Here is a 12,847-nt window from a genome sequence, read left to right as displayed (position 1 = left end):
ACCCCTGGAGGCGCTGTTGACCAGCAGTGGACCGGTGACGCTGGACTGGCGTGCCGACGAAATGCTCTCCGCCGACCTGCGGGCGCTGCTGACCGGCCCCGGCGGCCCCTTCGAGCGCGCGCTGGAGCCCGTCCTCGGCGCGCCGGCGGAGGTGTTCGTGCAGCGGGCGCCGCACCTGCCCGCGGTGCTGGACGGCGCGGCCGGGCGCACGCCCGACGCGCCCTACCTGGTCGCCGGGGAGCGCACGCTCACCTACGCCGGGGCCGCCCGGCTGGCCCGCGCGTACGCCGCCGTCCTGGCCGGCGAGTACGGCGTCGGCAAGGGCGACCGGGTGGCCGTCGCCGCCCCCAACTCGCCGGAGTACCTGCTGGCCTTCTGGGCCACCACCGCGCTGGGCGCGATCCTGACTGGGCTGAACGGCTGGTGGACGCCGGCCGAGCTCGACCACGGCATCGAACTCACCGGACCGGTGGTGGTCTTCGGCGCCGGCCGCCCGCTGCAGCGGCTGCACGAGTGCGGAGCGGCGGCCACGATCCGGATAGCCGACCTAGCCGACCTCGCCGACCTGGCCGGGGCCGCCGAGCGGCTGGACTCGCCCGCGGACTGGCCCGCCGCGGTGATCGAGGAGGACGACCCCGCCGCGATCATGTTCACCAGCGGCACCACCGGCCGTCCCAAGGGGGCGGTCCTGTCCCACCGTAACATGGTGCACTTCGGCCTGTTCGGCGGGCTCGGCGGCGCGGTCGCCGCGCTCGCGGGCGGCGCGGACGGGCGGCAGGTCCCGCCCGGCGTGCAGCGGGCCACGCTGCTGTCCAACCCGCTCTTCCACGTCTCCGGGGCGTGCGTGGCGCTCAGCACCGCACCCTTGTTCGGCACCAAGCTGGTGCTCCCTCCGCCGGGCCGGTGGTCGGAGGAGACCGCGCTCCGGCTCACCCATGAGCACCGGCTCACCCAGTGGAGCGGCGTGCCCACCCACTTCTGGCGGATGCTCACCCATCCGGACTTCGACTCCTACGAGACCGGCCAGGTCGCCACCATCGGCAGCGGCGGCTCCACCTTCGCGCCGGAACTGCTGCGGCTGATCGAGGAGAAGATGCCCGGCGTCCAGGTCACCAACGGGTACGGGATGACCGAGACCACCGGCGCGGGCACCTTCCTCAACGCCCAGAAGATGGACACCCACCCCGCGTCGGTCGGCGCCGCCGCACCGACCATGAAGGTGCAGGTGCGCGACGCGGCGGGGACGGCGCTGCCCGAGGGGGAGGTCGGCGAGGTGCACCTCGCCGGGGCGGGGGTTTTCCTGGGCTACTGGCGGGACCCGGCGGCGACCCGGGACGTGCTGGACGACGGGCGCTGGTACCGCACCGGCGACTACGGCCGGATCGTGGACGGCGTGCTGTACCTGGAGAGCCGGATGCGCGACATGATCATCCGGGGCGGGGAGAACATCTACCCGATCGAGATCGAGTACCGGCTGGTCGAGCACCCCGACATCGACGACGCGGCCGTGATCGGCGTCCCGGACACCGTGCTCGGCCAGGAGGTCAAGGCGTTCGTGGTGTGCCGGCGCGGCGCGGAGCTGGACGCCGGGCAGGTCCGCGACTGGGTGGCGGGCGCGCTGGCGGCCTTCAAGGTGCCCGCGCGGGTGGAGTTCCGGGACGCCCTGCCCTACAGCCAGACCGGCAAGGTGCTCAAGCGCGAGCTGGAGGGCTCGCCGGCGTGAGGCCGCGGGGGCGGCGGTCCGTGCCGGCCGCCGCGCCCCCACGGCCTCAGCCGATGAGCTCCACCAGCCGGTCGCGGTGCCGGTCGGGGTCGCCGAACAGCAGCTGGGTCGCCTTGGCCCGCCGGAAGTACAGGTGGGCCGGGTGCTCCCAGGTCACGCCGATGCCGCCGAGGACCTGGATCGCCTCGGCGGCCACCTGGGCGTAGGCGTCCGAGCAGGCCGCCTTGGCCAGCGCCGCCGCGGCGGGCAGCTCCGGCGAGTCCCCGGCCGCCGCCCACAGCGCGTAGTACGCCGCCGAGCGGGCCGACTCGACCTCGACGTACATGTCCGCGCACGCGTGCTTGACCGCCTGGAAGGCGGCGATCGGGCGGCCGAACTGGATCCGGGCCCGGGCGTGCTCCACCGCGGTGTCCAGCAGGAACTGGGCGCCGCCCACCGCCTCGGCGGCCAGCGCGACGGCGGCGTGGTCCAGGACCCGGGCCAGGGCCCGCCCGCCCGCGTCCGGCCCGCCCACCGGGTGGGCCGGCGTGCCGGCGAAGTCGAGCCGGGCGAGCTTGCGGGTGGGGTCCAGCGGGTCCGCCGCCGTGCGCACCAGCCGTTCGGCCTCGCCGGAGACGGCGTAGAGGCCGAGCCCGTCCGCGCCGTGGGCGGGGATCAGGAGCAGGTCGGCGAGCCGGCCGTCGAGCACGGTCTCCCGCGTCCCCTCCAGCAGCCACCGGCCGCCGGAGTGGTGCACCGTGACGGCGCCGGTGTCGTCGGTGCCGTCGGCGGGCAGGGCGACCGTGGCCAGGGTGACCCCGGCCGCGATCCCCGGCAGCAGCTCCCGGGCGGCTCCGGGGTCCCCGGCGGCCAGGATCGCCTGCACGGCCAGCACGCCGGTGGCCAGGTAGGGGCCGCAGTACAGGGCCCGTCCCATCTCCTCCAGCACCACGCCCGTCTCCAGCGCCCCGCCCCCGGCCCCGCCGTACTCCTCGGGCACGGCGAGCCCGGTGAGCCCGAGTTCGCCGGCCAGCCGCGCCCAGGTGCGCGGGTCGTGGCCGTCCTCGGTGGCCATCAGCCGCCGGACCTCGGGTTCGGGGGAGTGGTCTCGCAGGAACCCGCGCACGGTCCGGCGCAGTTCCTCCTGTTCGTCGTCGAAGGCGAAGTCCACGGTGCCCTACCCGTCGGCCTTGAGCAGCGGCGAGCGGGTGTTGGAGGGCCAGGTGGGCCGGTGGTAGCCGCGGAAGTGCAGCTCGCCCCCGCGCAGCTCGCGGATGGTGAGGAAGTCGCCCTTGTAGCCGCGGTGGTCGTACTCGGCGAAGGTGAGGTGGCAGCCGGGCCCGCCGTTGGTGCACGGCATCCACTTGATCTTCTCCAGCCCGATCTTGACCTCCTCGGGGGTGGCGATGCGGGCGTTGCCGATGCCGTGGATCGCGGCGCGGGCCGTGTCGTAGGACAGGGCCACGACGACGTTGCGGGAGGTGCGGCCGAACCGGGCCTGGAAGCGCTCCATCATGGCCTCGTAGTTGGGGTTGGCGCCGTCCTCGCCGAGCTGGTCGACGCCGTGCCAGCCCTCCAGCCCCTCGGCCCACGTGTTGGAGTTGGAGTAGAACATGAACGCGGTGCCCATGAAGCGCGGCGGGTCCCAGTCCAGTTCCTTGAACGCCGCGGCGAAGTGGAAGGTCGAGTAGCCGTAGCCCATGTAGACGAGCGCCTGGGCGCCCTGCTCGCGCATGGTCTCCAGGTGCCGCTGGAAGTTGCGCGGGTTGGGGCCGAGCCGGACCTCCTTGACGACCTCCAGGTCGTACTGCCGGGCGGCGGCGCGGAAGTGGTCGGCGTACAGGTCGCCCGAGGATCCCTGCTCCCAGAAGAAGCCGACCTTCTCGTGGCCGCTCTGGAAGCACCAGTTGGCGGCCATGCCGCCCTCGACGGGGATGTCGCCGTTGGCGACGGTGAAGCAGTACTCGCCGTGGAACAGGGTCGTGCCGGTCCAGCCCAGGCACGGCACCCCGGTGGCGTTGATGGTCGCGCAGAGGTTGAGCGAGTTGTCGGAGATGAACGGCCCGATCACCACCACGCAGCCGGCGTCCACCAGCCGCTGGTAGCCCTTGCGGACCTTGAGGTAGTTCTCCCGGGGCAGGCCGCGGGCGTCGACGGTGAGGATCTCCACCGGCCGGTCGTAGACGCCCTCGTTGAGCGCGTCCTCGACGGCGAGGATGATCGGGTCGATGGTGTCGGAGAGCAACTGCCCGAGGTCCATGTCGATGAGCAGCCCGATCTTGACCGGTTCGAACGGGTCGCCCTGGGTCTGCAGCCCGCCGGTGGGCGGGTAGATCACGATGGACTCGACGGCCTTCTCACCGATCCGGCCGCTGCCCTGGTACCACAGCTCGTTGCTGTGGTCGCCGCCGGTGTCGGTGCCGGAGCGCACGGTGGAGACCGCCCGGTCGGGCAGCGCGATGCCGTGGTCGGCGGGGGCGGGGAAGAGCCGTTCGGCGTGGCGCTGCTCTTGCTCGGTCATCCGGTACCTCCTCGACGCCGGCCGGGGACCGGCGACATGTTGCGGACAAGCACGAAGCAACTTATATATAAAATGTATTCTACAATCAAGGAGGTTCGGTCGATGTCCGACACCCGTGCCGAGCTCGACGTACGCAACGTGATCGCCCGGATCGCGCACCGCTCGGACGCGGGCGACCTGACGGAGTACGGCGACCTGTTCACCGCCGACGCGCGCTGGGAGATGCCCGGCACACCGGCCAAGAACGGCCGGGCGGAGATCGTGGCCGCGGCCGCGGCCCGCCGCGCCGAGGGCGGCACCGGCCCGGGCTCGGCCACCCGGCACCTGGTCGGCACCACCGCGGTCACGGTCGAGGGCGACACCGCGACGGCCGAGTCGTACTGGCAGTTCTACGCCGACACGACCACCGCCCCCGCACTGCGCCTGATGGGCCACTACCACGACACCCTCCGCCGCGAGGCGGACGGCTGGCGGGTGGCCCACCGGCAGATCACCATCGGCTGACCTACATGTGCCGGCCGCCGGTGACCTCCAGCACCGTGCCGGTCATGTAGCTCGACAGGTCCGAGGCCAGGAAGAGCACCACCGAGCCGACCTCGGCGGGCTCGGCGGCGCGGCCCATCGGCACCCCGGCCAGCTTCTCCTGCCAGATCTCCGGGCGCAGCGCCTCGGTCATCGCGGTGCGCACCAGCCCCGGCTGCACCGCGTTGACCCGGACGCCCAGGTGCGCCAGTTCCTTGGCCGCGGCCTTGGTCATGCCGACGATGCCGGCCTTGGCGGCGCTGTAGTTGGTCTGGCCGGGCAGCCCGACCTTGCCAGAGATCGAGGAGATGTTGATGATCGATCCGTGCCCCTGATCGCGCATCCGCAGCGAGGCGTACTTGGTGCCCAGCCACGTCCCGTACAGGTGCACGTCCATCACCTGGCGGAACTGGTCGGAATCCATCGTGCGCAGCGTCGCGTCCCGGGTGATGCCCGCGTTGTTGACCAGCACGTCCACCGAGCCGTACGCCTCGGCGCAGCGCGCGACCATGTTCTCCACATCGGTCTCGGCGGTGACGTCGCACCCCACGGGCAGCACTTCGGCCCCGTCCCGGGCCAGTTCCGCCGCGGTCTTCTCGGCCGCGTCCGCGTCGACGTCGGCCAGCACGACGCGCCCACCGTGCTCCAGGCAGGCCTCGGCGATGGCCCGCCCGATCCCCCGGGCGCCGCCCGTCACCACGACCGACCGTCCTTCCAGCAGCCTCATCGGCCGTTCCCCTCTCAGCGTGTGGTCGGCGGGTCAGCCGGCGACCCGTTCGAAGATCGCGGTGAGCCCCTGGCCGCCGCCGATGCACATCGTCTCCAGGCCGTACCGGCCGCCGCGGCGGTCGAGTTCGCGCAGCATGGTGGTCAGGATCCGGCAGCCGGTGGCGCCCACCGGGTGGCCGAGGGAGATGCCCGAGCCGTGCACGTTGGTGCGCTCCCAGTCGGCGTCCCCGAACTTCCACTCCCGGGCGCAGGCCAGCACCTGCGCGGCGAACGCCTCGTTGATCTCGATGAGGTCGATGTCGGCCAGGCCCAGCCCGGCGCGTTCGAGCGCCGCGGCCGTGGCGGGGACGGGCCCGATGCCCATGGTGCGCGGCGGGACCCCGGCCACCGCCCAGGTGACCAGCCGGGCCAGCGGGCGCAGGCCCAGCCGCAGCGCGTTGTCGGGGTGGGTGACCACGCAGACGGCGGCCCCGTCGTTCTGGCCGCTGGAGTTCCCGGCGGTCACCGTGGCGTCCGGGTCGCTGCCGGCGAGCACCGGGCGCAGCGCGGCGAGCGCCTCGGGGGAGGTCTCCGGGCGCGGGTGCTCGTCGGTGTCGATCACCCGCTCACCCTTGCGGTCGCGGACGGTCACCGGCACGATCTCCGCGGCGAACGCCCCGGAACTCATCGCCGCGCCGGCCCGGTGCTGCGAGCGGACGGCCAGCTCGTCCTGCTCGGCGCGGGAGATGCCGTACTCGGCGCGCAGGTTCTCCGCGGTCTCCAGCATCCCGCCGGGCACCGGGTGGTGGCGCCCGCCGGCGGTCACCCGGCCGCGGGCCAGCGCGTCGTGCAGCGTCACCTCGCCGCCCCGGGCGCCCCAGCGCATCGCGGTGGAGTAGAACGCCGCCGAGCTCATGTTCTCGGCGCCACCGGCGATCACCAGCTCGCTGATCCCGGTCTGCACCTGCATCGCGGCGTTCAGCACGGCCTGCAGCCCCGACCCGCACCGCCGGTCGAGCTGCATCCCGGTCACCGTCACGTCCAGTTCGGCGTCGAGCGCGGCGATCCGGCCGATGGCCGGGGCATCGGCGGTGGGATAGCACTGGCCCAGCAGGACGTCGTCGACGTCCGCCGAGGTCAGGCCGGTGCGCCCGACGAGGCCGCGGATCGCGGTGGCCGCCAGGGCGTGGGCGGGCACGTCCCGCAGCGCACCGCCGTAGCGGCCCACCGGGGTCCGCACGGGTTCACAGACGACGGCCTCGCGCATGGGGCCTCCCGAGTGCTCTGTTAATTTCAATCATTGATATTAAATCAGATCCTACCCATGATGGACTCCGGCCCCGGGACCGCCGCGGGCCGCAGCGAGGAGGGAAGAAGGCCGTGGATCCTGCGAACAAGGTAGCCGTGCTCGTCGGCGGTGGCTCCGGCATGGGCCGGGCGAGCGCCGAGGCGCTGGCCCGGCAGGGCGCCGTCCTGGCCATCGTCGACCTGCCCGGCGGCAAGGGCGAGGCGGCCGCGGCCGAGCTGGGCGCCAGCTTCCACCCGGCCGACGTCACCGACGAGGAGGGCACCGAGCGGGTGCTGGCCGAGGTCGTCGAGCAGCACGGCGGCCTGCACATCGCGGTCAACACCGCCGGCGGCGGATACAGCAAGCGGACCATCGGCCGGGACGGGCCGCTTCCCCTGGCCGACTTCCGCAGGATCGTCGAGCTCAACCTGATCGGCACGTTCAACCTGAACCGGCTGCAGGCCTGGCACATGAGCAAGAACGAGCCCACCGAGGACGGCGAGCGGGGCGTCATCGTCAACACCTCCTCGATCGCCGCCTTCGAGGGGCAGATCGGGCAGGTCGCCTACACCGCCGCCAAGGCCGGGATCGCCGGCATGAGCCTCACCATGGCCCGCGACCTGGGCACCCTGGGCATCCGGGTGATGGCGATCGCGCCCAGCCTGTTCGCCACCGGACTGCTGGAGGGCGCCCCCGAAGAGATCGTCGCCGACCTCACCAAGGACGCCGCGTTCCCCCGGCGGGCGGGCCGTCCCGAGGAGTACGCCTGGCTGGTCGAGGCGATCGTCAAGAACCCGATGCTCAACGGCCAGACCATCCGGCTGGACGGCGGCCAGCGGTTCGCCCCCCGCTGACCGCGCCGGAACTCCGCGGCGGAGCGACCCGTGGCCAAAGCGGTGGCCGTCGCCGGTGGGGGACCGTGCTGAGCCCCTCGTGGCCCCTCGTGGTCTGTCGCGCGGTGTGGGCGGAGCGTCCGCACCGCGCTCAGGCCGCGGCCGGGAACAGGTCGCGGGACTTGAAGAGCTCCACGACCAGGTCGCCCTGGCGGCTGAGCATGACGGCGTACTCCTCGGCGGCCCGGTCGGCGTCGCCGGCCCGGACGGCGGCGAGCACCGCGGCGGTCCCCGCCCGCTCCACTTCGACGGAGCCCGGGACCAGCTCGAAGAAGTTGCCCGGCACGATGCCGACCATGGCGCGCAGCACGGCCCGTAGCCGGGGGGAACTGGCGGTCTCCAGGATCAGCCGGTTGAAGTCGTGGTTCAGCCGGCCGACCGTCGCCGGGTCGCTCTCGCCGTCCAGCGCGGCGCAGATCGCGGCGAGCCCGGCGGCCAGCTCCGGCGTGTGCCGCTGGATGGCCCGGCGGGCGGCGAACCCGTAGATCAGGCCGTACAGGGTGTAGTGGTCGCGCACCGCGGCTTCGTCGAGCGCCCCGATGAACGCGCCGCGGTGCGGCTTGATGGTGACCCACCCCTCGCGCTCCAGCGTGAGCAGCGCCTCGCGCACCGGGATGCGGCTGATGCCGAGGGTGCGGGCGATCTCGTCCTGGGGGACCCGGTCTCCCTGCCGCAGCCGGCCGTCGAAGATCAGCCGGCGCAGGTACAGGGCGACCTGCTCGCCGCTGCTGCGCCGGACCATCGTCTCGCCGGGCGGCGGCAACGCCGTGCCGGGGGAGTCACCCGTCTCGGTCTTCACCGGATCTCCTTTGGCTATCTTCTCAAGTATTGAGTATATAGATGCATCTACTCCCGAACGGATCCGGAGCGTCCCGAGATCCGTTCGTGCAGGCGCGTGACGATCTCGACGAACTCGGGCTGCTCGACCGACCACTGCTGGGCGGCCAGTTCCAGCGCCGCGGCCTCGGCCGGGTCGTCGAGCGCCAGGCTCTCGCGCAGGGTCCACTTGGTCCGCCGGACCAGGGCGGCCGGGCGCCCGGCGGCGCGCCGGGCGAGTTCCAGCGCGGTCTCCTCGACCTCCCCGTCGGGCACGCAGCGCCAGGCCAGCCCGCGCTCGGCCGCCTCCCGGCCGGTGAGCGCGTCGCCGCACAGCACCAGGGCCGCCGCGCCCTGCGGGCCGACCCGCCGGGCCAGCCGCCACAGGTGGCCGCCGCCGGGGTGGATGCCCGCGTCCAGGAAGCGCGGGTCGAACCGGGCCGATTCCGCCGCGATGACGATGTCGCAGGCCAGCGGCAGGTTCACCCCCGCACCGATGGCCGGGCCGCCGACCGCCGCCACGGTCGGCACCGCGGCCTCGGCCAGCGCCTGGTACCCCGCGTACATCCGCGCCAGCGGCACCTCCCGGGACAGCAGGCCCGCCAGGGAGCCGCCGGCGCAGAAGACCGGTGGCTCGGCGGTGAGGACGAGCGCCCGCGCCCCCTGCGCCAGGGCGTTGCCCACCGCCTCGGCCAGGTCGTCGCTGAGCTGCTTGGACAGGGCGTTGCGCCGGTCGGGGTCCGCCAGGCGGAGCACGGCCACGCCGTCGCGCACGGTGCGGCGCACCAGGGGTGCGGTCATGATCCACCTTCCGATCGAAATCATCTCTACTACTTTATATATGATTAAATTCTTTCCGCCGAGAACGGAGGTACGGATGAGACCCCTGGCCGGGATCACCGTCGTCGCGGTCGAGCAGGCGGTGGCGGCACCGATCTGCACCCGTCACCTGGGCGACCTCGGCGCCCGGGTGATCAAGGTGGAGGGGTTGGGCGGCGACTTCGCGCGCGACTACGACGACGTGGTGCGGGGGATGGCCGCGCACTTCGTGTGGGCGAACCGCAACAAGGAGTCCATCGCCCTGGACCTCAAGCACCCGCAGGGCCGGGAGGCGCTGGACCGGCTCGTCGCCCGCGCCGACGTCGTCGTGCAGAACCTCGCGCCCGGGGCCGCGGCCCGGCTGGGCCTGGACCCCGCCGTCCTGCGCGCCCGGCATCCGGCGCTGATCACCGTCGACATCTCCGGGTACGGGCTGGGCGGGCCCATGGCCGCGGCGCGCGCCTACGACCTGCTGGTCCAGTCGGAGGCCGGCTCCTGCGCGATCACCGGTACCCCCGAGCACCCCGCCAAGCCGGGCATCCCGCTCGCCGACATCGGCGCGGGGATGTACGCGCTGAGCAGCGTGCTGGCGGCCCTGCTGCTGCGGCAGCGGACCGGCCGGGGGACGGCGATCTCGGTCGGGCTCTTCGACACGGTGGCCGAATGGCTGGGCTTCGCCCTCAACCAGGCGCGCTACGCCGGGACCGACGTTCGCCCCACCGGGCTGGGCTCCCCGATGGTCGCCCCCTACGGGGCCTACCGCACCGCGGACGGCCAGACCCTGGTGCTCGGCACCACCAACGACGGGGAGTGGCGGCGGCTGGCCGGCCGGCTGCTGGGCCGTCCCGACCTGGCCGACGACCCCCGCTACCGCCACAACGCCGACCGGGTCGCCCGCCGGGTCGAACTGGACGAGGTGATCGGGGAGTGGGCCGCCCGGCACACGCTGGCCGAGGGGCGGCGGGCCGCCGAGGAGGCCGGGCTCGGGCACGCCCGGCTGAACGCCCCTACCGACGTGCTCGGCCACCCCCAGCTGACCGAGCGCGACCGCTGGCGGGAGGTCGGCTCCCCGGTCGGGCCGCTGCAGGCCCTGCTGCCGCCGCCGGAGGTCGCGGACTGGGACTGGCGGCTGGACCCGGTGCCCGCGCTCGGCGAGCACACCGGGCCGATCCTGCGGGAGCTGGGATTCGGCGAGGAGGAGATCGCGGCACTGCGCGCCGCCGGGGTCGCCGGGGGAGGGGAGCGGTGACCGGGCCCGCGGGCGGGCCCGGCCGGCCGGCTCACACCGCGTAGCGCAGCAGCATCTCGGCCACGCAGGCGGGCTTGGCGCCGCCCTCGATCTCCCACACGAACTCCAGCTTCACCTGGAGGCCGCCGCGGACGTCCAGGCACTCCTTCAGGGTGGCGCCCACCCGCACCTGCGCGCCGGACGGCACCGGGGAGGGAAAACGGATCTTGTCGTAGCCGTAGTTGACGCCCATCTTCATCCCCTCGATCCGGTAGATCGAGCGGACCAGCCTCGGGCCGAGCGACAGGGTGAGCAGGCCGTGCGCGATGGTGCCGCCGAACGGCCCCGCCCCGGCCCGCTCGACGTCCACGTGGATCCACTGGTCGTCGCCGGTGAGCCGGGCGAAGTCGTCGATGTCCCGCTGGGTGACGGGGCGGTAGTCGCTGTAGCCGAGGTGCTCGCCGACGGCGGCGCGGACCTCGTCGACTCCGTTGAGAACGCGCATGGGATCTCCTAACTATATTATATAGAATATATCAGAATAGGATTCTGTACGGCCTGTGCTCGGATGTGGCCCGCTCGGGGTCATAGATGGTATTTTGTATATAAAGAGAGTTCTTTACTCCCTGCTCTGGAGGACCCATGGGACGCTTCCCGTTCCCGATCCCCAACGGGTGGTTCGCCGTCTCGCGCAGCGACGAGCTGGAACCCGGCCAGGTGCGCCCGATCCACTACTTCGGCAAGGACCTGGCGCTCTACCGCACCGCGGACGGCGAGGCCCGCGTCGTCGACGCCTACTGCCCGCACCTGGGCGCGAACCTGGCGCACGGCGGCGTGGTGGCGGGCCCGCTGCTGGAATGCCCCTTCCACGCGTGGCGCTTCGACGGCGTGACCGGCAGGTGCCTGGAGGTGCCCTACAGCGACGCCGCCATCTCCGAGCAGGCCCGGATCCGCGCCTACCCGGTGCACGAGCAGTACGGGCTGATCTTCGCCTGGCACCACCTGGGCGGGGCCGCGCCGTTCATCGAGTTCCCGCAGATGCCGGAGTTCGACGACGACGAGTGGACCGCGCCCGTCCACCACCTGCTGGAGATCGCGACCTGCTGCCAGGAGATGGCCGAGAACAACGCCGACTACGTGCACTTCCGGTACGTGCACGGCACGCAGGACATCCCCGGCGGCGAGGTCGACTACGACGGCTTCGTGAAGATCGTCACCGAGCGGCAGGAGTTCCAGGGGCGGGAGAAGGTCTACGCGCTGGACTTCAGCCGCCGCTCCTACGGCCTCGGCCTGGGCGCGCTGCGCCTCAAAGGGGTGATGTCCTTCATCTCCTCGGTCTCCCCGATCGACGCGGAGCACGTGCGGGTGCACTGGGTCTTCACCATGCCCAAGTCCATGGAGCCCTTCGCCACGAAGATGATCGACGCCTTCATCAAGGGCATCAACGAGGACATCCCGATCTGGGAGCACAAGCGCTACGTGGACAAGCCCCTGCTGATCAAGGGTGACGGGCCGATCACAGAGTTCCGGCACTGGGCCAAGCAGTTCTACGGCGAGGACGTCCCCGCCGAGCCCTTCGTCCCGCTGCGGCTGCGGCGGGCCGCCGCGGCCGTCGCCGAGGGCTGAGTGTCCACCAGCAGGGCGCCCGAGCGCCGGTCGAGCCCGCGCGGCGTCGAGAACCGGGAGCGGATCCTCGACGCCGCCGAGCGGCTGATGGCCGAGCGGGGCATCGACGGCCCGTCGCTGAACGAGATCAACACGGCGGCGGGCCAGCGGAACACCGCCGCGCTGCACTACCACTTCGGCCGCCGGGACGGCCTGGTGCGGGCGATCCTCCAGCGGCACGGGCGCCCGCTGCAGGAGCGCCACGACGCGCTGTACGCGGAACTCGCGCGCACCGGCCGGCTGCGGGACGTGCGCGGCCTGGTCGAGGTCATCGTGCTCCCGGTGGCCGAGTACCTGGCGCTCGGGCCGAGCCAGCGGGCCGGCATCCGGGTGTGGGCGGCCACGCTGGACCAGCCGGAACTGGCGATCGAGGAGATCCAGACCCTGGTGGACCCGGCGCTCACCCGGGTCTCCCGCACCCTGCTGGAGATCATGGCCCACGACATGCCCCGCGACCTGGCCGTGGAGCGGCTGGTCAGCATGGTGCGCGGCGCCCTGTACATCCTGGCCGACCGGGCCGCGCTGGAGGACGCCCCGGCGGCCCGGCGGCCCGTGCTGGCGCTGCCGCTGGTGGCGGCCAATCTCGTGGACATGGTGAGCGCCGCCCTCGTCGCCCCGGTGGGCGAGCCCGCCCGCCGGCTGCTGTAACCGGGTCCCCGTGACCGTCGCGCCCGGGACACCCCCG

The 12,847-nt window shown here is 73.1% G+C and carries 13 protein-coding genes; 6 read left to right on the top strand and 7 right to left on the bottom strand.

Features of this window, described 5'->3' with window-relative positions:
• Positions 1-16 precede the first annotated feature (16 nt).
• Positions 17-1,723 (top strand): class I adenylate-forming enzyme family protein, encoded by a 1,707-nt coding sequence (locus DPM19_RS05075; RefSeq protein ID WP_199484859.1) that lies wholly within the window; start codon positions 17-19, stop codon positions 1,721-1,723.
• A 46-nt stretch (positions 1,724-1,769) separates the two neighbouring features.
• Here the strand turns inward: DPM19_RS05075 and DPM19_RS05070 are convergent, their stop codons facing one another.
• Positions 1,770-2,873, bottom strand: coding sequence for an acyl-CoA dehydrogenase family protein (locus DPM19_RS05070; RefSeq protein ID WP_111863607.1), 1,104 nt, complete (start codon positions 2,871-2,873; stop codon positions 1,770-1,772).
• A gap of 6 nt (positions 2,874-2,879) precedes the next feature.
• Positions 2,880-4,223 carry an ABC transporter substrate-binding protein gene (locus DPM19_RS05065; protein ID WP_111863606.1) on the bottom strand — a complete coding sequence of 448 codons (1,344 nt, stop codon included), beginning with the start codon at positions 4,221-4,223 and terminating at the stop codon, positions 2,880-2,882.
• Between the two features lie 102 nt (positions 4,224-4,325).
• Here DPM19_RS05065 and DPM19_RS05060 point away from each other — a divergent pair, with 102 nt between their 5' ends.
• On the top strand, positions 4,326-4,727 hold the full coding sequence (locus tag DPM19_RS05060; RefSeq protein WP_158566703.1) for a nuclear transport factor 2 family protein: 402 nt from the start codon (positions 4,326-4,328) through the stop codon (positions 4,725-4,727).
• Between the two features lies 1 nt (position 4,728).
• Here DPM19_RS05060 and fabG read toward each other — a convergent pair whose 3' ends face one another.
• Entirely contained in the window at positions 4,729-5,472 is a 744-nt protein-coding gene (fabG, locus tag DPM19_RS05055) for a 3-oxoacyl-ACP reductase FabG (RefSeq protein WP_111863604.1), read from the bottom strand.
• 33 nt (positions 5,473-5,505) lie between these two features.
• Positions 5,506-6,720: an acetyl-CoA C-acetyltransferase gene (locus DPM19_RS05050; protein ID WP_111863603.1), complete on the bottom strand. Its 1,215-nt coding sequence runs from the start codon at positions 6,718-6,720 to the stop codon at positions 5,506-5,508.
• 113 nt (positions 6,721-6,833) lie between these two features.
• On the opposite strand from DPM19_RS05050, the gene DPM19_RS05045 reads away from it, so the two are divergent.
• Positions 6,834-7,595: an SDR family NAD(P)-dependent oxidoreductase gene (locus DPM19_RS05045; protein WP_111863602.1), complete on the top strand. Its 762-nt coding sequence runs from the start codon at positions 6,834-6,836 to the stop codon at positions 7,593-7,595.
• A gap of 130 nt (positions 7,596-7,725) precedes the next feature.
• Here the strand turns inward: DPM19_RS05045 and DPM19_RS05040 are convergent, their stop codons facing one another.
• On the bottom strand, positions 7,726-8,433 hold the full coding sequence (locus DPM19_RS05040) for a GntR family transcriptional regulator (protein WP_233509852.1): 708 nt from the start codon (positions 8,431-8,433) through the stop codon (positions 7,726-7,728).
• A gap of 47 nt (positions 8,434-8,480) precedes the next feature.
• Positions 8,481-9,251: an enoyl-CoA hydratase-related protein gene (locus DPM19_RS05035; RefSeq protein ID WP_199484858.1), complete on the bottom strand. Its 771-nt coding sequence runs from the start codon at positions 9,249-9,251 to the stop codon at positions 8,481-8,483.
• A gap of 76 nt (positions 9,252-9,327) precedes the next feature.
• Between DPM19_RS05035 and DPM19_RS05030 the strand changes: the two genes are divergently transcribed.
• Entirely contained in the window at positions 9,328-10,518 is a 1,191-nt protein-coding gene (locus DPM19_RS05030; protein ID WP_199484857.1) for a CaiB/BaiF CoA transferase family protein, read from the top strand.
• Between the two features lie 31 nt (positions 10,519-10,549).
• Here the strand turns inward: DPM19_RS05030 and DPM19_RS05025 are convergent, their stop codons facing one another.
• Positions 10,550-11,002, bottom strand: a complete 453-nt coding sequence (locus tag DPM19_RS05025; RefSeq protein ID WP_111863599.1) for a MaoC family dehydratase — start codon at positions 11,000-11,002, stop codon at positions 10,550-10,552.
• Positions 11,003-11,139: 137 nt separating this feature from the next.
• On the opposite strand from DPM19_RS05025, the gene DPM19_RS05020 reads away from it, so the two are divergent.
• Together DPM19_RS05020 and DPM19_RS05015 are read left to right on the top strand one after the other, a co-directional pair.
• Complete coding sequence (locus DPM19_RS05020; protein WP_111863598.1) at positions 11,140-12,123, top strand: Rieske 2Fe-2S domain-containing protein; 984 nt, start codon at positions 11,140-11,142, stop codon at positions 12,121-12,123.
• Positions 12,124-12,810, top strand: coding sequence for a TetR/AcrR family transcriptional regulator (locus tag DPM19_RS05015; RefSeq protein WP_111863597.1), 687 nt, complete (start codon positions 12,124-12,126; stop codon positions 12,808-12,810). It begins immediately after the preceding gene.
• Positions 12,811-12,847 lie beyond the last annotated feature (37 nt).

Source organism: Actinomadura craniellae, assembly GCF_003289645.1.
Taxonomy (GTDB): Bacteria; Actinomycetota; Actinomycetes; order Streptosporangiales; family Streptosporangiaceae; genus Actinomadura_D; species Actinomadura_D craniellae.
Note: the sequence above shows the minus strand (reverse complement) of the source record. Positions and strands in the feature narration are given on the sequence as shown.